Origin of the sequence: Amycolatopsis rhabdoformis, assembly GCF_035918295.1 — a bacterium.
Taxonomy (GTDB): domain Bacteria; phylum Actinomycetota; class Actinomycetes; order Mycobacteriales; family Pseudonocardiaceae; genus Amycolatopsis; species Amycolatopsis rhabdoformis.
The window spans coordinates 1,650,474-1,669,418 of the sequence record NZ_CP142149.1 but is presented as its reverse complement, the minus strand read 5'-3'; the positions used below and the strand labels follow the sequence as shown (position 1 = coordinate 1,669,418).

At 72.1% G+C, this 18,945-nt stretch carries 20 protein-coding genes; 4 read left to right on the top strand and 16 right to left on the bottom strand.

Annotated elements, in window-relative coordinates; translation table 11 throughout:
* Positions 1–13: 13 nt before the first annotated feature.
* Positions 14–2,770, bottom strand: coding sequence for a helix-turn-helix transcriptional regulator (locus VSH64_RS07775; RefSeq protein WP_326834814.1), 2,757 nt, complete (start codon positions 2,768–2,770; stop codon positions 14–16).
* Between the two features lie 689 nt (positions 2,771–3,459).
* Here VSH64_RS07775 and VSH64_RS07770 point away from each other — a divergent pair.
* Together VSH64_RS07770 and VSH64_RS07765 are read left to right on the top strand one after the other, a co-directional pair.
* Positions 3,460–4,350 carry an AraC family transcriptional regulator gene (locus VSH64_RS07770; RefSeq protein WP_326834813.1) on the top strand — a complete coding sequence of 297 codons (891 nt, stop codon included), beginning with the start codon at positions 3,460–3,462 and terminating at the stop codon, positions 4,348–4,350.
* A 163-nt stretch (positions 4,351–4,513) separates the two neighbouring features.
* Positions 4,514–5,686: an alpha/beta fold hydrolase gene (locus VSH64_RS07765; RefSeq protein WP_326834812.1), complete on the top strand. Its 1,173-nt coding sequence runs from the start codon at positions 4,514–4,516 to the stop codon at positions 5,684–5,686.
* Between the two features lie 114 nt (positions 5,687–5,800).
* Here the strand turns inward: VSH64_RS07765 and VSH64_RS07760 are convergent, their stop codons facing one another.
* The 7 genes from VSH64_RS07760 to VSH64_RS07730 are packed head-to-tail and all read right to left on the bottom strand — an operon-like array spanning position 5,801 to position 11,591.
* Entirely contained in the window at positions 5,801–6,310 is a 510-nt protein-coding gene (locus VSH64_RS07760) for an ester cyclase (protein WP_326834811.1), read from the bottom strand.
* 34 nt (positions 6,311–6,344) lie between these two features.
* Positions 6,345–6,914, bottom strand: coding sequence for a YceI family protein (locus VSH64_RS07755; protein WP_326834810.1), 570 nt, complete (start codon positions 6,912–6,914; stop codon positions 6,345–6,347).
* Positions 6,911–7,996: an LLM class flavin-dependent oxidoreductase gene (locus VSH64_RS07750; protein ID WP_326834809.1), complete on the bottom strand. Its 1,086-nt coding sequence runs from the start codon at positions 7,994–7,996 to the stop codon at positions 6,911–6,913. Before VSH64_RS07750 ends, VSH64_RS07755 begins: the two co-directional genes overlap by 4 nt.
* Positions 7,997–8,035: 39 nt before the next feature.
* Positions 8,036–8,866: an ABC transporter ATP-binding protein gene (locus VSH64_RS07745; protein WP_326834808.1), complete on the bottom strand. Its 831-nt coding sequence runs from the start codon at positions 8,864–8,866 to the stop codon at positions 8,036–8,038.
* Between the two features lie 29 nt (positions 8,867–8,895).
* Positions 8,896–9,741, bottom strand: coding sequence for an ABC transporter permease (locus VSH64_RS07740; RefSeq protein WP_326834807.1), 846 nt, complete (start codon positions 9,739–9,741; stop codon positions 8,896–8,898).
* Positions 9,738–10,553: an ABC transporter permease gene (locus VSH64_RS07735; protein ID WP_326834806.1), complete on the bottom strand. Its 816-nt coding sequence runs from the start codon at positions 10,551–10,553 to the stop codon at positions 9,738–9,740. The genes VSH64_RS07740 and VSH64_RS07735 overlap by 4 nt, the downstream gene beginning before the upstream one ends.
* A 21-nt stretch (positions 10,554–10,574) precedes the next feature.
* On the bottom strand, positions 10,575–11,591 hold the full coding sequence (locus VSH64_RS07730; protein ID WP_326834805.1) for an ABC transporter substrate-binding protein: 1,017 nt from the start codon (positions 11,589–11,591) through the stop codon (positions 10,575–10,577).
* Positions 11,592–11,728: 137 nt separating this feature from the next.
* Between VSH64_RS07730 and VSH64_RS07725 the strand changes: the two genes are divergently transcribed.
* Positions 11,729–12,289, top strand: coding sequence for a flavin reductase family protein (locus VSH64_RS07725; protein WP_326834804.1), 561 nt, complete (start codon positions 11,729–11,731; stop codon positions 12,287–12,289).
* A gap of 20 nt (positions 12,290–12,309) precedes the next feature.
* Here VSH64_RS07725 and VSH64_RS07720 read toward each other — a convergent pair whose 3' ends face one another.
* Both VSH64_RS07720 and VSH64_RS07715 read right to left on the bottom strand, forming a co-directional pair.
* Positions 12,310–13,032, bottom strand: a complete 723-nt coding sequence (locus VSH64_RS07720) for a Crp/Fnr family transcriptional regulator (protein WP_326834803.1) — start codon at positions 13,030–13,032, stop codon at positions 12,310–12,312.
* 67 nt (positions 13,033–13,099) lie between these two features.
* Positions 13,100–14,482 carry an FAD-dependent oxidoreductase gene (locus VSH64_RS07715; RefSeq protein WP_326834802.1) on the bottom strand — a complete coding sequence of 461 codons (1,383 nt, stop codon included), beginning with the start codon at positions 14,480–14,482 and terminating at the stop codon, positions 13,100–13,102.
* A 171-nt stretch (positions 14,483–14,653) separates the two neighbouring features.
* Between VSH64_RS07715 and VSH64_RS07710 the strand changes: the two genes are divergently transcribed.
* A complete protein-coding gene (locus VSH64_RS07710; RefSeq protein ID WP_326834801.1) occupies positions 14,654–15,118 on the top strand; it encodes a MarR family winged helix-turn-helix transcriptional regulator in 465 nt (154 codons plus the stop codon).
* 8 nt (positions 15,119–15,126) lie between these two features.
* Here the strand turns inward: VSH64_RS07710 and VSH64_RS07705 are convergent, their stop codons facing one another.
* From VSH64_RS07705 to VSH64_RS07680, 6 genes are all read right to left on the bottom strand, one after another.
* Positions 15,127–16,173: a HoxN/HupN/NixA family nickel/cobalt transporter gene (locus tag VSH64_RS07705; RefSeq protein ID WP_326834800.1), complete on the bottom strand. Its 1,047-nt coding sequence runs from the start codon at positions 16,171–16,173 to the stop codon at positions 15,127–15,129.
* The gene (locus VSH64_RS07700; protein WP_326834799.1) at positions 16,170–16,475 is read right to left on the bottom strand and encodes a hypothetical protein; all 306 of its coding nucleotides are present in this window, start codon (positions 16,473–16,475) and stop codon (positions 16,170–16,172) included. The genes VSH64_RS07705 and VSH64_RS07700 overlap by 4 nt, the downstream gene beginning before the upstream one ends.
* Positions 16,472–17,230: an MIP/aquaporin family protein gene (locus VSH64_RS07695; RefSeq protein WP_326834798.1), complete on the bottom strand. Its 759-nt coding sequence runs from the start codon at positions 17,228–17,230 to the stop codon at positions 16,472–16,474. The genes VSH64_RS07700 and VSH64_RS07695 overlap by 4 nt, the downstream gene beginning before the upstream one ends.
* A 71-nt stretch (positions 17,231–17,301) precedes the next feature.
* Positions 17,302–17,946 (bottom strand): nitrile hydratase subunit alpha, encoded by a 645-nt coding sequence (gene nthA, locus VSH64_RS07690; RefSeq protein ID WP_326834797.1) that lies wholly within the window; start codon positions 17,944–17,946, stop codon positions 17,302–17,304.
* 2 nt (positions 17,947–17,948) lie between these two features.
* Complete coding sequence (locus tag VSH64_RS07685; RefSeq protein ID WP_326834796.1) at positions 17,949–18,305, bottom strand: SH3-like domain-containing protein; 357 nt, start codon at positions 18,303–18,305, stop codon at positions 17,949–17,951.
* Complete coding sequence (locus VSH64_RS07680; RefSeq protein WP_326834795.1) at positions 18,302–18,634, bottom strand: hypothetical protein; 333 nt, start codon at positions 18,632–18,634, stop codon at positions 18,302–18,304. The genes VSH64_RS07685 and VSH64_RS07680 overlap by 4 nt, the downstream gene beginning before the upstream one ends.
* Positions 18,635–18,945 lie beyond the last annotated feature (311 nt).

The window sequence follows — 18,945 nt, the reverse complement described above, 5'->3', positions numbered from 1 at the left end:
GGCACAGCACCCGTCAAGTGACTGGCGTGTCGTCGTACGCGGTGAGCGCGTCGCGCAGTGCGGCGCGTGAGGTGATGCCCAGCTTCGGGAAGATCTTGTACAGGTGATCACCCACGGTCCGGTGGGAGATGAACAGCTTCTGCCCGATCTGCTTGTTGGTGAGCCCGGCTCCGGCCAGCTCCGCGATCTCGCGCTCCTGCGGGGTCAACGGCGACTTCGCGGCGGGCGCCGACTGCCGTGTGAGCCCGGTGGCGCGCAGCTCGTTGGCCGCGCGGTCCCGCCACGGCACGGCGCCCAGCGCGGCCAGCGTGTCGTGCGCGATCGTGAGCTGCTCACGCGCGGCGCTCGTACTGCGCAGCCTTCGCAGGCGCTCGCCGTACGCCAGGCGCACGCGCGCCAGGTCGAACGGCCACCGGTCCAGGCCCGGCCCGGACAGCGCGGCCTCGAACCGTTCCCGCGCGGTGTCGTCGTCGGCCGTGCTCGCGCCGGCGGCCGCGCTGATCAGCCGCAGGCGCGGCGAGAGCTTGCCCAGCGCCGCCTCGCGCAGCGCGCCCGCGTGTGCGCTCGCCTCCGCCCGGCGCCCGGTCGACAGCGCGGCTTCGACGAGATCCGGCGCCACCCACAGCGCGGTGGGCCGGTACCGCGCGAGCTCGCCGGCCGGGCTCACCCGCGTGGCGTGGTGGTAGGCCGCTTCGTGGTCGCCGGCGCCGATCTCGGCCAGCGCCCGCGCCTGCGCCGCGAAGTGCGTGATGCCGGCGGCCTGGTGCGCGACGGCCCGGCGCGCCATGTCGTCGGTGAGCTGCCGCGCGGCCGCCACCTCGCCGCGCCCGGCCGCCACGAGGGCCTGCACCCAGTGGAAGTACCAGGGGAAGAAGCGGAACCCGTGTTCGACACACAGTGCGATGCCCTCGTCGGCGTACTGCCACGCCTCGTCCCAGCGGCCGTTCTGGAAACCGTCGACCCCGAGGTGCATGAGCGCGCCCAGGTGCCGGCGGGCCGGGCCCTGGCCGGCGCGGCGCGACTGCGCGAGGTGCCGCTCCGCCTGGCGCAGCCGGGGCAGGCGGTCGGCGAACACGGCGGCGGTGCCGATCCGGATGAGCCGGGTCGGGTCCTGCGCCTCGGCCCGCTCACCGACCGAGTCGATCAGCGTGTCGAGCGCGGCGACGTCGTCCTCGGTGGCGCGCGCCGGATCGGAGAACACGGTGGCATTCACGCGCAGCAACGGCGGCGGCTCCGGCGTGAGCCGGCCGACCAGGCCGTGGAAGGTCTCCCACGCCTGCGGGGTGCCGACGTACCAGCTGATCAGCAGCAGGTTGAGCAGCGCTTCGATCAGCACCGGGTCGGCCGCGTCGAACCCGTGGTCGCCGGCTTCGACGGCGCCGGCCAGCAGCCGGTGAGCGGTGGTCACGTCGCCGTCGGAGTTGATCAGCAGGTGCGCCGCGGCGGCCGCGCCGGGCAGGGAGTGCGTGGGCAGCGCGCCGGAACGGCGGGCGTCGCCGAGCAGCCGGCCGGCCGTGACCAGCTCACCTCCGGCGTCGGCGCCGACGTACGCGGCTTCGGCGAGCCGGCGCGAGCGCTCGGCCGGGTCGGGGCTGAGCTCCGCGGCGCGGGTGAGCGCCGTGACCGCGCCGAGCGCGTCGCCGTGGCGCAGCAGGGCCTGCGCCGACTCGTCCAGCTGCGCGGCGATGCCGGCGTCGAGGCCGACGGCGGACTCGGCCAGGTGCCGCACGCGGCGTTCGGGCGTGGCGACGACCCCGGCCAGCGCGCGGTGGGCCCAGCGCCGCTCGCGTTCGGCCGACACCTCGACCACCGCGGCGCCGATCAACGGGTGGCGGAAGCCCAGCCGGGTGCCGCTCACGTGCACCAGCCGCGCGGCTTCGGCCGGGGCCAGGTCGTCGACGTCGCAGGTGTCGCCGCCGGCCGTGCGCAGGCGGGCCAGCTCGACGGTCCCGCCGAGCGCGCCGAGCAGCATCATCAGCCGGCAGCGCTCGGGCAGCCCGCGCACCCGCGTGGTGAACAGCTCCTGCAACCGGTCCGACAACGGCAGGACCTCGGGCAACGTCGTGAAGTCCGCCCGCTGGTCGCCGTCGAGCGCGGACGGCAGTTCGAGCAGCGCCAGCGGGTTGCCGGCCGCTTCGGCCAGCAACCGGCGGCGCACCGCGGGCGCGAGGTCCGGGAAGTGCCGGTCGACGAGCCGGCGGGCCGCCGTCGCCGGCAACGGCGGCAGCACCGCTTCGGCCAGCCCGCTGTCCTGGAAGAACCCGCGCTCGGCCGAGCGGCAGGCCGCCAGGAACACGATCGGGCTGCCGACCAGGCGCCGCGCGACGAAGCCCAGCACCTCGGCGCTGGCCCGGTCGACCCAGTGCAAGTCGTCGATCACGATCAGCAGCGGCGTCTCGGCCGCGACCGCCCGCAGCCACAACAGCGCCGCGTTCGACACCACGAGCCGCTCGGGCGCCGGGCCGAGCTCGAAGCCGAGCGCGCACCGCAGCGCCGTGCGGTGGGTCTCGGTGAGGGCGGCCAGGTCGGCGCCGAGCGGGAACAGCAGCTGGTTGAGCGCGGAGTAGTTGACCTCGGCCTCGAACTGCGCGCCGGCCGCTCGCAGCACGCGGGTGCCGCGCTCGGCCTCGCCGCCGGCGAACTCGTCGAGCACCGCGCTCTTCCCGACTCCCGCCTCGCCCACCACCAGCAAGGCGCCGCCGCGCACGCCGGCGCCTTCGAAGAACGAGCGGATCCAGGCGATCTCGTCGTCACGGCCGATCAGCGGCACGGCACGGCCCTCCCGAGTTCCCGCGGCATCGCGGCGGCCGGGCCGAATCCCGAGCCCGCGGCCGCACCGACGCCGTGGCGCAAGAGCCCGGCACCGAAGCAGCCGAGCCGGATGGGCCCGCGGGCCGCCGCACGACGGGCCGCGCCGCCGTGCCGGTCTCCGAAGCCGTGGGTCCGCACACTTTCCTTCTTCAGGGCCGCCGCTCCGGGCCGCCCGCGTCGATGAAATATTCACGACAAGCGAGATCGGCGGTGAAGCGGCGAAGACAACAGGAGATTCCCGGCATCACGCGCGTCAGGTCGCGATCGACGACCGGAACTCTTCCTCGATGACAGTCATCTTAATGTACTACATGATTCGAGACGTGCCCGACGAGCCGGAAGACCCAGTGGCAGCAACGGAATCCGACGTCGGTCGAACCCGCCGAAAAGGCCGGATTGCCGCCGCCGGCGGCTACCAGTCCATGTCACCCCGAAGGCGGCCGACCACCGACAGCGATTCCCGGAGGAATAAGCTGCGGGCAAGGACGGTTACGGAGAGGCCCGCCGCGACACCTTCGGCGGAAGAGGTGTTCGACATGAACGCCTTTCGGTTGCTACTCATTCTCCGTTGACACATGATGGACCGGATCGCGAGAGGGGACTACGGATGATCGGCTCATTTTCCGTCGGGATCGGTTCATGGACGGGGTGAGCAGGCTGATCCGGCTCGCGCACCTCGAGGGCCGCCTCGACGTGCGGTGCCTGATGGCCGGACAGTTCACTTTGGACCACGAGGCCGCCCCGCCGGGCCACGTGCAGTTCCACCTCGTGATGCAGGGCCGCTGCACGGTGACCACGAGCACGTGCACCGTGGAGCTCGGCCCGGGCGACTTTCTCCTGCTGCCCCATGGCGAAGCCCACACCGTGACCGCGGCCTCGGGCCGCCGGCGCAGGTTCGAGGAACGGCCGGGAGCGACGTTCACCACCCGCACGACGGTCGGTGCCGACCACGAGCTCGACCTGTTCTGCGGCCACTACCGCTTCGATTCGGCCGCCGGCGCGATGCTGTTCCGGCTGCTGCCGACGATGGTGCACGTGACGATGGACCGGCCCGCGCTCACGCTGGCCGACGTCCTGCGCGGCGAAGCCGACTGCGACGGACCGGGCACCGGCGCGGTCGTGTGCTCGCTGTGCGACGCGCTGCTAGCGATGTCGCTGCGCAGCCGCCCCGACCAGCGGCTCGACACCCCCGCGCTGTGGACCGCCATGGGCGACGACGTGCTGGGCCGGGTGATCGCGCAGGTCGTGGAGCGGCCGGGCGAGTCGTGGACGATCGACCGCATGGCCACCGAGGCGCGGATGTCGCGCGCCACGTTCCTGCGCCGTTTCACCGCCCGCACCGGCATCACGGTCGCGACGCTGCTGACCTCGATCCGGATGATGGTGGCCGCGGACCTGCTCACCCACTCGGACCTCTCGGTGGCCCGGGTGGCGAGCGAGGTCGGGTACCGCTCGGAATCGGCTTTCGCGCAAGCGTTCCGGGCCACCGTGGGCACGCCGCCTGCCCGTTTCCGCAAGAACGCCGTGACGAGCAGGTGACCGCGGCGCTACGCTGTGGTCGCGTTCATTGACGGTAAAGATTCATGACCAGTCGGAAAATCCCCGGTGCGCGGGCCGCGAGTCTCCCGGGCGCCGCACCTTTCGCGCTCGTGACCCACCGCGTCGCCGCGCCACCGGGAAGAACCAGGAGCAGGAGCAGACGATGTCCGTCGTCGAGATGACCACCTTCACGGTGGCCGAGGAGAACACCGCGGCGATGCTGGCCGCGCGCCCGGCGATGGTGGAGGCGTTCCGGGCCGACCGGCGCGGGTTCCTCTCCGCCCGGCTGGTGCGGGTGGCCGAGAACAGGTGGCTCGATTTCGTCGAGTGGTCCGACGACGCCGCGTGGGACGAGTCGAAGGCCAAGGGCGCGAACCAGCCCGCGATCGCCGCGTTCTTCGCCACGATCGCCTCGCTCGTGAGCGCCGAGCGCGGCGTGCGCTACGACGACGCGCTGGAGCCGGCGGCGCGCCGCGTGCGCACCGTCGCCTACGGCCCCGAGCCTTCGCAGGTCGGCGAGCTGTACCTGCCCGAAGGCGAGGGCCCGTTCCCGGTCGTGGTCGTGGTGCACGGCGGCTACTGGGCCGCGATGTGGGACCGCCGCCAGATCACCGACGTGGTCGACGACTTCCTCGGCCGCGGTTACGCGGTGTGGAACGTCGAGTACCGCCGCGTCGGCGAGCCCGGCGGCGGCTGGCCCGGCACCTTCCTCGACATCGCGGCGGCCGTCGACGCCGTCGCCGGCCTGGACCCCGCGCTCGACACCGGCCGGGTCGTGATCGTCGGGCACTCGGCCGGCGGGCACCTCACCACCTGGGCCGCGCACCGCGGCTCGCTGCCGGCCGCGGCCCCGGGCGCGAACCCGCAGGTCACCCCGCTCGGCATCGTCTCCCTCGCCGGCGCGCTCGACCTCAAGACGGCCGACGCCGCCTCCTTCGGCAGCGTGCTCGCCGACCCGGACGCCGAGCCGCCGAAGGACGCGCCGGACGCGGCCCGGCCCGAGGTGTTCCCGCTGGTGGCGGCGCAGGTCGGCGAAGGCATCGTGAAGATCCTGGTCGGCGAGCACTACGCCGACGATCCCGAGCGCTACGGCTGGACCTCGCCGCTCGAGCTGCCCAACCCGGGCGTGGCCGTGCTGGCCGTGCACGGCACCGCCGACGAGGCCGTGCCCGCCGACTGGAGCCGGCGCTACACCGAGAAGACCAACGCCGAGGGCGGCAGCGCCCGCTACGTCGAGGTCGAGGGCGCCACGCACTTCGACGTGGTGCACCCGCACCACCCCGTGTGGCCGACCGTGACCGCGTGGATCGACGAGACGTTCACCAAGGCGCAGTAATCCGGCCGGCGGCACGAATCGGCTTGAGTCATCGGGCCCGATGACTCAAGCTCGATGGCTCAAGTTCACTGACGAACCGGGCGGCGGAGCGCGTGCTCCGCCGCCCGGTTCGGGTCAGTCCGCCGTGCGCCAGCGCCCGCGGGTCAGCTCGGTGTAGTCGGTGAACTCCGGGATCGCGCCGAGCTGGCGCAGCAGCGCGAAGTCGTCGGCGAAGTACCAGTGCTCGGCCACGAGCCCGGCCTCGAACCGCCAGATCGCCATCTCCGTGATGTCGATGCGGTTGCCGGTCGCGGGAAACCCGTACAGCTCACCGGTGTGCGTGGCCGTGAGCGACCACACCGCCCACACGCGGTCGCCCTTGGCCACGATGTCCTCGATCACGTCGTGGCGGTCCGGCAGCGAGTCATTGCGGTACCCGCCCATGCCGAGACCGGACAGGTCGGCCAGCGACGCCATGCCGACGCGGTTCACGGTCGCGCCGGGCTTCAGGTACGCCGCGCGCTCTTCGAGCGGCACCGAGCGGAACTTGCGCACCAGGTCGAGGTTGCGGCGTTCCTCCTCGGTGTACTCGGCTTCCTGGTAGTCGCCGCCGACGAGGTTCGTCACGAGGCTGCGGGTGTGCATGCGAGTGTCCTTTCAGGAATGGTGCCGAGCACGGTCAGGCCCGCACGAGTTCGGCTTCGATCACCACGTCGACGCGGTTCGACACCACCGCGCCGCCCCCGGCGAGCAGCCCGTCGAAGCGCAGCCCGAACTCGCGCCGGTCGAGCGTCGTCCGGGCGGAGAACCCGGCGCGAGTGGCGCCGCGGTGCTCGACCACTCCCCCGGTGCGCACGGCGAGCTCCACCGGCCGAGCGACGCCGCGGATGCTCAGGAGGCCGGGCAGCGTCCAGTCGCCGGCCGAAAACCCGGTGGCCGACGCCGTGAACTCCAGCTCGGGAAACCGCGCGCTGTCGAGGAAGTCGGCCGAGCGGATCAGCTCGTCGCGCTTCGGGTGGCCCGAGGACACGCTCGCGGTCGCCACGCGCACCCGAAGCGACGCCGCCGACGCGGTCACGTCGACCTCGCCGTCGAGCACGTCGAACCGACCGGTCACCCGCGCGATCGTCATGTGCACCACCGAGAACGCCACCAGGCTGTGCGCGGCGTCCACCGTCCACGTCCCCGCCAGCTCAGCCAGCTCAGCCACAGTGCCGGTATCCACAGTGCCGTTGTCCACAGTGGTCATGACGCCACCCCCACCGGCACCGCACCCGGCGTATCGGCGAACCGCGGCATCACGTGGTCGATGAACCGCCGCAGCGACCGGTTGCCCAGCGCCGGATCCAGCTGTCCGTAGAGGAAAACCAGCGCGAGGTGCCCGATGCCACGCTCGGCGTGGGCCTGGATCTCGCGGGCGACGGTGTCCACACCGCCCACGATCATCGCCTTGCGCAGGAACGCGTCCCGGTCGCTCGCCGCGACCCCGACCACGCTGTTCTGGAACTTCGCCGCACCCGCCGCGCCCTGGAAGGCCTTCGCCGTCGACGCGTCGAGGTAGTCCAGCGCCGGGGTCACTTCGCGCAGTGCCGACTCGTCGGTTTCGCCGACGTAGACCATCTTCTGCACCAGCGACCAGTCGGCGGCGTCCCGCATGGTCTGCTCGTCGTGGCCCGAGCGCTGCAGCGCGTCGTGGTAGAGCGCCCACTTGCGCGCGGTCTCGTCGAGTTCGTCGCGCGCGGTCTGCAGTGCCCAGCCGCGCGCGGCGGCGTCGAGGATGCCCTGGTCCGACAGCGCGGCGCGCGCGAAGCGGATCGACGGCCGGAAGCTGCCGGGCATGATGCGCCGCGTGAGCAGCCCGCCGGAGTGCGTGGTCGCGTAGTCGAGTTCCACGCCGTCGTCGTCGGTCTTCGCCAGCGCGCGGAACGCGACGTCGAGCACCTCGTCCATCAGCTCGGCGCGGTGCGCGGTGTCGCGGCCGAGGCCCTGGTACTCGCGCGGCGAGCCGCCCGTGCCCACGCCGATGGTGCAGCGGCCACGCGTGAGCAGGTCGAGAGTCGCGCACGCCTCGGCGAAGGTGAGCGGGTGCCACAGCGCCGGCACGGCCACCGAGACGATCGTGTGCAGGTTCTCCAGCTGCGGCGCGAGGTAGGCACCGAAGGTGAACGGATTGCCGTAGGTGTTGTAGCCGGTGAAGTGATGCTCGGTGAGGCAGACGCCCGCGAAGCCGCTGCGGTCCGCGATGAGCGCCTGCTCGGTCACGGCCTCGACCACTTCGAGGTCGTGGGCACCGTCGGGCGACTGGGCGTTGAGGTAGATCGAGAACTTCATGTCTCCCCTGGGTTTCTGTGTGAGGTGGGTACGGGTCGGTCAGGACGCTCGGTCGCCCCGGATGTGGGCGGCGACGTCGGTGCGCAGGTGCACGAAGCGGGGGTCCGAACGCGTGGTGATCTGGTCGCGCGGCGCGGGGAGGTCCACGCTCACCTGTTCGGCGACCGTGGCCGGGGGCCGGCTCAGCACGATCACGCGGTCCGAGAGGTACACGCTTTCATCGATGTCGTGCGTGACCACGAGGATCGTCATGCCGAAGCGGTCGCGCACGGCGAGCGTGAGGTCTTCGAGGTCGGCGCGGGTCTGGGCGTCGACGCTCGCGAACGGCTCGTCCATCAGCAGGATCCGCGGCCGGCACGCGAGCGCGCGGGCGATGGCCACGCGCTGCTGCATGCCGCCCGAGAGCTGCCAGGGGTACTTGCGCCGCGCGTCCTCGAGCCCCACGGCCGCGAGCGACTCGGCGGTGCGTTCGCGCCGTTCGGCCGCGGGCACGCCGGTGGCGCGCAACGGGAACTCGACGTTGCGACCCACGCGCATCCACGGGAACAGCGATCGGCTGTAGTCCTGGAACACCATCGACAGCCCGGCCGGCACGCCGCACACCGGCTCGCCGAGCACGCACACCTCGCCCTGGTCCGGCCGCAGCAGCCCGGCCAGGCACCGCAGCAGCGTCGACTTGCCCGTGCCGGACGGCCCGACGATCGTGAGCAGTTCGCCGTCGGCCGCGGTGAACGACACGTCGTGCAGCACCGGCCGCGGCTGGCCGGGGTAGCTGTGGCCGAGGCCGGTCACGCGCACGGCGGGTTCGCCGGCCACGTCGGCCACAGCCGGGCGCGCGGCGGTGGGCACCGGGTTGCGCATGGAGGTCATCACCATCTCCTGTCGAGGTGTTCGCGGGATCAGTCGTGCCGGGCACGGCTGTGGCGGTGCCAGCGCAGAGCGCGGCGTTCGAGGGCGGTGAACAGGGTGTTGAACACGTAACCGAGCACGCCGAGCACGACCATCGCGGCCCACATGCCGGCGAACTCGAAGTGGCGCTGGGAGTCGACGAGGAAGAAGCCGAGGCCGCTGGTCGCGACGACCCATTCCGAGAGCACCATCAGCACGAGCGCCAGCGCGAGGCCCACGCGCATGCTGGCGAGGATCGCCGGGGTGGCGTAGCGGAGGTCGACCTGCGCGAGCCGGCGCAGCGGGCCCAGGCGCAATGTGCGGGCGGTGTCGCGCGCGACCGGGTCGATCGCGCCGGTCGCCTGCATCGCGTTGAGCAGCACGGGCCAGGTGCAGCCGAACGCGATCACGAGCACGCGCATCACGTCGTTGGCACCGAACACGATGAGGAACACCGGCAGGATCGCCGGCGTCGGCAGCGCGCGCAGGAACTGCGCCGCCGGGTCGAGCATCCGCCGCACGGTCGGGAACGCCCCGGCCGACACCCCGATCGCCGCGCCGAGCAGCGAGCCGCCCAGCCAGCCGATGAGCATGCGCACGAGGCTCGGCGCCACGTCCGTCCACAGGGGAGCCGAGGTCCACAGGTGACTCGCCGGGCCGGCGAACCACAGCTCCCGCATCTTGCCGAGGATGTCCAGCGGCGGCGGGAAATACGGGTTCGCCGCGGCCTCCGTGGCGCGCTGCCAGATCCAGCACAGCACGGCCAGCAGGCCGAACCGCAGCACGAACCGGCCGGCGACGGCCACCGCGGTGCGGAACGGGCGCGCGGGAGCCGGCGCGATCGTCGCGGCGCTCATCGTGATTCCCCTTCGCCCCACGGCAGAAACCGGCGCTCCAGCGCACGGGCGCCGCCGTTCACCGCGAGTCCCAGGAGCCCCGCCGCGCACACCGCGGCGAACGCGTAGTCGGTGTGGCTGCCGCCCTGCGTCGCGGCCAGCAGGTAGGCGCCCACGCCGGTGTCGGTGCCGATGAGCAGCTCCGCGGCCACGGCGATCACGAGCGCGAGCCCGATCGACACCCGCACCCCGGCCGCGATCACCGGCGCCGCCGAGGGCAGCACGATCTCGCCGAGCCGGCGCGGCAGCCGCGCGCCGTAGAGCCGCGCGGTCTGCAGCGCGACACCGTCGACGTCCCGGACGCCGTGGATCGTGTTCAGCAGCACCGGCCACACCGTGGCGCTCACGATCGTGATCACCACCGACGCGCGGCCGGTACCGGTCACGAGCACCAGCAGCGGCACGATCGCGACCGCCGGCACCGGCCGCAGCAGGTCCACCACGATGCGCGTGGCGGTGTGCGCGGCCGGCACGAGCCCGAGGACCAGACCCAGGACCAGGCCGGCCGGCACCGCGAGCACCAGACCGAGCAGCGCCGAACCGGCGGTGGCGCCGAGGTCGGCGAGGAACGGCGCGTTGGCGAGCAGTTCCGCCAGCCGCGTGAGGATCACGCTCGCCGGCGGCAGGTACTGCGTGCTCACCAGGCCCGAGCGGGCCACGATCTCCTCGGCCGCGGCGAGCACGACCAGACCGGACAGGCCGAGCGCGAACGTGGCCAGAGCGGGCCGGCGCCGGGCGGGGTGGCGCGCCGGGGCCGGGACGTCGAACGTCATGGGACGGGGTCCTTTCCGGCGTCAGCGGTCCGCGGCCATCACGTCGGCCGGCAGCGTCGCGGAGGTGAGCATCCCGGCCTGCCGCATGAGCTCGGCGAGCTTCTGCAGCGGCGCGGTGTCGATGACGTTGGTGGCGAAGCCGGGCAGCTTCATGCCCGCCGCGAGCGAAGCGTCGACCTTCGTGAACGTGGGCACGGCCTTGCGCAGCGCGTCGGGATCGGCGTTGAGCGCGGTGTTCTCGGCGGCGAGCGCCTTGCGGAACGCCGCGATCACGTCCGGGTGCTGCCGGGCGTAGTCCGCGGTGGTCACGTAAACGCCCACGAGGGTGTCGGTGAGCGGGCCGGTGAACTGGTCGGCCACGCTGCGGGTGCGCACCGTCTTGCGGATCGTGGACAGGAACGGCTCCGGCGCGCAGGCCGCGTCGACGATCCCCCGCTGCAGCGCGCTGCCCTCGTCGGTGAGCGCGACCGGCACGAGCTTCACCGACTTCGGGTCCACCCCCGCGGCCCGCAGCTGCGCCGGGATCGTGAGGGCGCAGCTCGAGGTGGTGCCGGGAATGGCGACGCTGTGGCCGACCAGATCCCGCACCGAGTGGATCGGCGAATCGGCCTGGGCCAGCACGTCGAGCTGGCCGGGCCGGCCGAGGTCGCTGAGCCCCACGACCGTGACGGGGAGCTTCTTCTGCACGGCCAGCAGGTAGTCGGCCGCGTTGTCCCAGACGATCGGGTACGCGTTGCCGAGCAGGCCGACCAGCGGCGAGTCGGAGCTCGTGTGGTTGTGCGCCTGCACCGCGACGCCGGCCTGGGCGAACGCACCGTTGCGGGCACCGAGGTACACGGCCGAGGACGAGGTGGTCGCCGGCGCGTCCACGACCACCGCCGCGCCGCCTCCGGCCGGGCCCGAGCCGGAACCCGAGCCGGGGGCGGCCGTGGTGGCTGTCGTGTCCACGGTGGAACACGCCGAGGTGACCGCCAGCGCCGCGACGCCGAGCAGGGCCGCCGCGATCCGGTTCCGTGCCTTGCCAGAGGTGTCCGCCATAACCGATTCCGCCTTCCGCAGTACCGCGCTGTGCTGTGGATGGCATGGAAGTCCGGGTGGTGTGAGGCGGACAACGCTCCTGTGCAAGTTTCCACATCCGGTTGCCGCGGACCCGCCCGCGGCGGCGCCATGGACGCATGACTTCTTCGACTTCGCCCTCGCCCGGCAGCGCACTCGGCTCCACCCGGTCGATGTCGGCGCCGGTGCAGCTGGCCGGTTACGGCGTGGACGCCGACCGGTTCCGGGGCCTGGCCGCTTCGCTGCCGACGTCGGTCAGCGTCATCACCACCACCGCCGAGGACGGCTCGCCGATCGGCATGACGTCGGGCACGGTGTGCAGCCTGTCGTGCGAACCGCCGCTGCTGCTCGTGTGTCTCGGCAAGGCTTCCCGGACGCTGCGGGCGATCCGCGACCGCGGCCGCTTCGGCGTGAACGTGCTCGATCGCGACGGGTCGGAGACCTCCGCCCACTTCGCGAGCCGGGTGGCGGACAAGTTCGCCACCACGGGCTGGCGGCGCGGCCGGCACGGCTCACCGGTGCTCGAGGACAACGTGGTGGCGTTCCTCGAATGCGAGCTCTACCAGGTGGTCGACGGCGGCGACCACGCGATCGTGGTGGGGCTCGTGATGGACGGCGACCACACGGACGCCGCGCCGTTGGTGTATTTCCGGCGGACCTACTCGGGGTTCGGTGACTGACTCCGGTGCCCGGCCGGCCGTCATCGGCCGGCCTTGCGGCGCAACCGTTCCTCGTCGTGGACCACGAGCTCCCGCGACTCCAGGGTGACCACCCCGAGGCGGGTCATGTCCTTCAGCGCCTTGTTCACGCTCTCGCGCGAAGCGCCGACATAGTGCGCCCACTGTTCCTGCGTGAGGTCGTGGCGCACGCGGATCCCGTCGGGCCCGCGCACGCCGATGCGGTCGGCGAGCTGCACGATCCCGCCCGCGACGCGCGCGCTGATGTCGGGGTTGAGCAGCGAGCCCACGGTCTCGTTGATCCGCCGCACCTGCGCCGAGAGGAACCGTACGGCGGCCGCGCCGATGCGCGGGTCGCTCAGCACCCACTCCCGCAGCCGCGCCGCGGGCAGGGCGATCACGTCGGCGTCGCTGATCGCCACGGCGTCGGACACGCGCGCGTTGCCCTCGAACACGCTCGTGATGCCGAACGGGTCGCCTGGCAGGAACAGCGTCATCAGCCGTTCGCGGCCGCCGGCCGTGGTACGGCCCATCGCGACCTTGCCGGACACCACGAGGTAGCCGAAACCGGCGTGCTCACCGGTGTGGAAGATGACCGCACCGCGTGGATAGTGGCGCGCGGTGCCGCTCTCCAGCAGATTGGCCACCAGGTCCGCCGGCATCCCGGCGAAAAACGGGCTCACGACCGCGCCGCCGCCCGCCGAGCGGAAACGCTCGGCGGGAGGCAGGGCGCCGGCCGGGGTCATCAGAGCAGTGTAGGCACCTTCGGCGGGATTGCGGGAGCGCTCGGCGCCACCGTCCGAAGAGGATCGCTCACGCCGTGCGGACCGGCGGCGTGCCCAGCACCTCGTTGAACGCCTCGGTGGAAGACGGGTGCGTGTAGACGCTGTCGCGCAGCTCGGTCGCGGTCACGTCGTGGCGCATCGCGAGCGTGACGAGGTTGATCAGCTCCTGCGAGTCGACGCTCAGCAGCGTGGCGCCCAGGATCAGGTCGGTCTCGCGGTCGACCACGAACTTCATCAGCCCGCGCGTCTCGCCCACGATCTTGGACCGGGGCATGGCCGCGATGTCGGCGATCGCCTTCTCCTGGACCTTCACCGGCAGCCCGCGTTCCACGGCCTGGCGCTCGGTGAGGCCCACGCGCGAGAGCGCCGGGCTCATGAACACCGTGTACGGCACGAACCGGCGGTCCTTTGTGGACCGCTTGCCCACGCCGACGAGCTGGTCGGCCACGATCCGGTAGTCGTCGAGCGAGATGTAGGTGAACTGCGGCCCGCCGTTCACGTCGCCGATCGCGAAGATGTGCGGCTGGCTCGTGCGCAGGAACTCGTCGACCTCGACGGCGCCGTTCTCGGTGGTGCGCACACCTGCGCGGTCGAGGCCCAGGCCCTCGGTGGCGGGCTTGCGGCCGGTGGCGGCGAGCACCTCGTCGGCCGCGAGCGTGTGGGTCTCGCCGGCGAGCTCGTAGGTGATCTCCACACCGTTGTCGATGTCGCGGACGCCGGTGATCTGCGCGTCGGACACGAACTCCACGCCGGCGCCACGCAGGATGCCGGTGGCCGCCTCGGCGATGTCCTCGTCTTCGCGCGGCATGATCCGCGAGGCGGAGTCGAGCACCGTGACCGCGCTGCCGAACTGCGCGTAGGTGGAGGCGAACTCCACGCCGACGTACCCGCCGCCGAGGATCGCGAGCCGCTTCGGCAGGTGGTCGAGGTCGATCAGGTCGGTGCTGGTGAGCAGCCGCGTGCTCTCGCGCAGGCCCGGAATGGCCGCGACCGTGGGCACCGCGCCCGTGTTGATCACGATGGTGTCCGCCGTGACGCGCAGGACGTCCTCGCCGGCGGCGACCCGCACCGTCTTGGGGTCGAGGAAGGTGGCCTTGCCGGTGATCACGGTGACCGTGTCGATGGTGTCGAGCATGGCGAAGTTCTTGCCGCGCAGGGCCGCCGTGAGCGCCCGCGTGGCCTCCACGGCCTTGCGGTGCCGCTCCGGCGCGGTGCCGGCGCCGGGGTGCTCGGCGTGGTGGACGAGCGACTTCGTGGGCACGCAGCCGATGTTGATGCAGGTGCCGCCGTACATCGCCGCGGACTGCTCGATCATCGCCACGCGCTTGCCGAGCCGCCCGAGGGCGGCCGCGAGGGTCTTGCCGCCCTTTCCGAAGCCGATGACCACCAGGTCGAAGTGCATGTCGTCCATGACACCCCAGCATGCGCCTTCCGGCGCGGTTCGACTACGCCTGAAAAGATCAGTTTTCGCCGGGATCGGCTCACGGACGCGGCGTGCCGCCCGGAGTCGGCCCCGCCGGAACGTTTATGATCGGCCATCCCGCGGCGGAGATCGGCGGCCGCGCGGAGAAGGAGGCGGTGAGTGGTTACCCGGGCGGAGCGCAACGCCACGAATCCGGACCTCGGCGTGCTCTCGGCGAGGCTGCTGTTCGCCGCTCAACGCGAACTCTTCACGAAGCTCGTGACCCAGGGGTTCGACGATCTCCACCCCCGCCACGGCGTGGTCCTGGCCTACCTCGACCCGGACGGCCTGCGCGCGACCGAGCTCGCCCGTCTTTCCGGCCAGGCGAAGCAGGCCATCGGCCTGCTCATCGACGAGCTCGAGGCCCTGGGCTACGTGTTCCGCAAACCCGACCCGGGCGACCGCCGCGCCAAGCTCGTGTGCCCGACCGAACGCGGCCTCGACCAGATGCGCACCGCCGATCGCATCATGGCGAGCATGCAGGACCGCCACGCCCGCCGCGTCGGGCGCGAGGCCTACGCCGAGTTCAAGCGCGTGTTCATGGACGTGGCCGAACACCAGCGGCGCACGGTCGCGGCGGACTGAGCCGACGCTCACCGGTTCGTGCCCGGCAGCGGCTCGCGGCCCGAGCGGGCGCGGCGGAAGCCGACCGCCACCGCCCAGAACACCAGGAACAGAGCCACGACCAGGTACCCCAGGTTGCCGAGGTCGAGCGAGGCGAACCACGACGTGACCGAGTCGTGCAGCTTGAAGCTGTCGTGGGTCAGGCCGACCAGCTCGACCACGCCGAGGGAGAGCGCCACGGCGACCGAGAGCCACGTGATGGTCATCGTGTAGCGCAAGGTGCGCATCGGATCCGCCGCGGCCCAGCTGTACGCCGCGGTCATGAACACGCCGTCGAGCGTGTCGAACAACGTCATCCCGCAGGCGAAGAGCGCCGGCAGGAGCACCACCGAGTACCACGGCACCCCGGCGGCGGCCTTAGTGCCCGCCACCGCCAGCAGGGTGACCTCGGTGGCCGTGTCGAAGCCGACCCCGAACAGCAGGCCGACGGGGAACATCTGGCGCGCGCTGTGCAGGGAACGTGTGAGCCGCCCCAGGAGGCGCGCGATCGTGCCGCGGTTGTCCAGCACGCGCTCGAGGTCGCCGTCGGTGAGCTCGCCGAGGCGGGCCCGCCGGTAGACCTTGCGGGTGCCGAGCGCCGAGGTGAGGTTCAGCAGGCCGACGAAACACAGGAACAACGCCGACGCGCTCGTGCTCACCGTGGCGAGCACCTGGTGGGTCACCGACGAGTCGCTGGTCATCGTGGCCGCGAAGCGGGCGCCGGCGGCGACCACCAGGGTCAGCAGCAGCACCACGGTCGAGTGCCCGAGAGCGAACCAGAAACCGACCATCGACGACGCGCGCCGGTTGTTCGACAGCCGCCGCGCGGTGTTGTCGATCGCCGCGATGTGGTCGACGTCGAAGGCGTGGCGCGCGCCGAGCGCGAACGCGGCCAGTCCGACGCCGATCCCGAGGCCGCCGTGCTCCCCCACGAACGCGAGCCCGGCCACCAGCACCAGGGTCACCGCGACGATCGCGGAGAGCAGCACCACCAGGAACCGGTTCGCACCCAGGAACGCGAGCACGGCGCTTCTCACGCGGCCGCCACCCGGACCGAGAACGACTCGCCCAGCGGTTCCGCCGTGAACCCGAGGTGTTCGAGCACCCGCAGCAGCGCACCGGCCATGGTCTTCTCGACCGCGGTCACGCGCTCGTCGATCGGCTGGAACGCGGCGGCGGCGGGCGCCCAGCTCACGAGGACCCCACCACCGTGATCGGGCGGGCACTCCCGCACCTCCACACCGCCGGCCGGGCCCCCGTCGTGGATCGTGAACCCCGCCAGCTCCAGCTCGCGGCAGACCGCCTGCCGCAACGCCGGCCCGGTCGCGGTCTCCGTCATGTCACCCCCACTCCGCCGAAGGCGGGATCGCACAGCTTGCAGGTGCGCGGCTTCCAGGCCCCGGCCACGCGCAGGCCGCCCGCCGCGAGCAGCGCGGCCACCATCGGCGCGAGCAGGTAAATCCAGAAGTACCTGAAGTCTCCGCTGAGCACGTACGGCCCGAAGTCACGCGCCGGGTTGAAGCTGCCGCCCGAGGTCGTGCCGGTGAGCACGATCAGCACGAGGATCACCGCGCCGATCACCCACGGCGTCTCGCGCGGACGCGGCTTGGACACCAGCCACGACAACACGAGCAGCAGCACCAGGGAGGTCGCCGTCTCCCCGACGATCGTGCCGGCCGTGCCCACACCCGGGCCGGGCCTGATCACGCCGTCGGACACGTCGCGCATCCAGTGGCCCCACAGGAGCCGGGCCACGAGCACCCCGGCCACGGACCCGGCCAGCTGCGCCACCGCGTACGCCACGGTGTCGCGCACGGAAAGCACTCCCCGCAGCGCCATCAGCAGGCTCACCGCCGGGTTGAGGTGCGCGCCCGACCGCTTGCCCGGCGGGCTCACCGCGAAGACCGCGACCGTGCCGCCCACCGCGACCCCGATCACGGCCACCCGCAGCGTGATCGGCCAGCTGTGCAAGGGCCCGGCCGGGGCCATGGTCAGCGCGATCGCGCTCAGGGCGGCGAGCACCAGCAGCGCGGTGCCGAGCAGCTCGGCCAGCCAGGCGGCCGGCGGCCATTCGCGGGATTTCCCTGTGTTCACGGTCTTTTCCTGCGCCGTGTCGTCCGGTGCCGCGTTCCCCTGTACTGCTTTTCCTGGGGGCTCGTCGAGCGTCACGGCGTGCGGGCCGGGGACACGCCGATCATCGAGTCCCGGGTGACCAGTTCGGCGAGGTCCTCTTCACTCCAGCCGTCCGTGCCGTCGGGTCGCATCGGGAGGATGAGGTACCGCATGTTCGCGGTGCTGTCGTGCACCCGGATCTTCACGTCGTCGGGCACGTCGGTGCCGAACTCCGCCAGCAGCGCCCGCGGCTCCCGCACCGCCCGCGCGCGGTAGGGGCGGCTCTTGTACCAGTCCGGCGGCAGCCCGAGCACGGGCCGCGGGTAACACGAGCAGAGCGTGCACACCACGAGGTTGTGCGTGTCCGGGGTCTGCTCCAGCACGATGAGCCGCGTGCCGTCGTAGTTGTCGATCCCGAACTCCTCGATGGCGGCCGTGCCGTCGGCGAGCAGCCGCTCCTTGAACGCGGGGTCGGACCAGGCGCGCGCCACGAGGGCGGATCCGCGCGACGGTTCGTGCGCGTCGAGCGTCTCGATCATCTCGCGGACCTCACCCGCGCCGATCAGGCCCTTCTCGACCACGAGCTCGCGGATCGCCATCTGCAGCACGTCGAAGTAGTCCGGTTCACCCGGCGCCGCTTCGATCGGCGCGTGCGGATCAGTGTGTGGATCGGCGTGGGGGTGTGCGTGTTCGGCCACGGTCAGTCCTTGTCGTTCGAAGCGGCGGAGTCGTTCACAGCCGCGGATTCGGTCGAAACCACCGCGGTGTCGGCGATCGGCTCGAGCCAGTGCTCGTAGATCTCGATCTCGACCACGTCGGCGGGCCGGCCTTCGTAGTCGGGCCACAGCGAGCTCTGGTCGAGCCGCACGCGGTACAGCCGGGTTTCGCTGCCCTCGTTCACGCCGTACGCCTCGAGCTCCGGGTTGACGAAGCGAGGCAGCACGCGTTCGACGGTGCCTTCCTTCCCGCGCACGTACACCGGCGTGCGGACGTGGCCCGGCGCGTAGCGCTCGGAGATCCGCACGGGGTCGCCGGTGCGGAAGCGGGCCTCGGTCACGAGTCCTCCAGCAGGCGCGTGCGGATCTCGGCCATCTTCTTGCCCAGCTCTTCACTGGTGATGATCTTCTTCTCGATGAGGACCTTCGACGCGGAAACCGCCCACCGTTCGTAGTAGGTCAGTTTCCCGATGATCTCCGATCCGAGATCTTCCACGCCGCGCCGTTTTTCCTCGGTGTTCACCAATTGGTGCACGGCGAGCACGTTGAGCAGAGCGTGGCAGCTCTTTTCGAACGGGGTCAGGTCGTGCTCGGTCCGGACCAGTGCGCCCTCGGGAAGACCCCCGAGGTCGTGGGGCGGACGGGTGACGAGCTTGCTTTTCTCCAGCACGCGATTTCTCCTCTCCGTGCGCCCGATTTCAGGTCCGCGCACACGGGATGGCCTTCGACAAGCGCGACTGTACAACAGCTTCCGCCGCATTCGAAGCAGTCTTCGCCGCCGTCGAAACCTGATCCGGAAGCGACGGAATCTGACTCGATCGCCCGTGGTTTCCGCGCCCCGCGCGGTGCACAATGCCGTCGACCGAAGCCTTGACACCGTTCGTAAGGGAAATTTACCATTGGCCCCGCCGCCGACCGGGCCACTCCGGCCGGCGCCCGCCTCGCCTCGGAGCACCGGGAAAACGGGGCACCGGAACACTG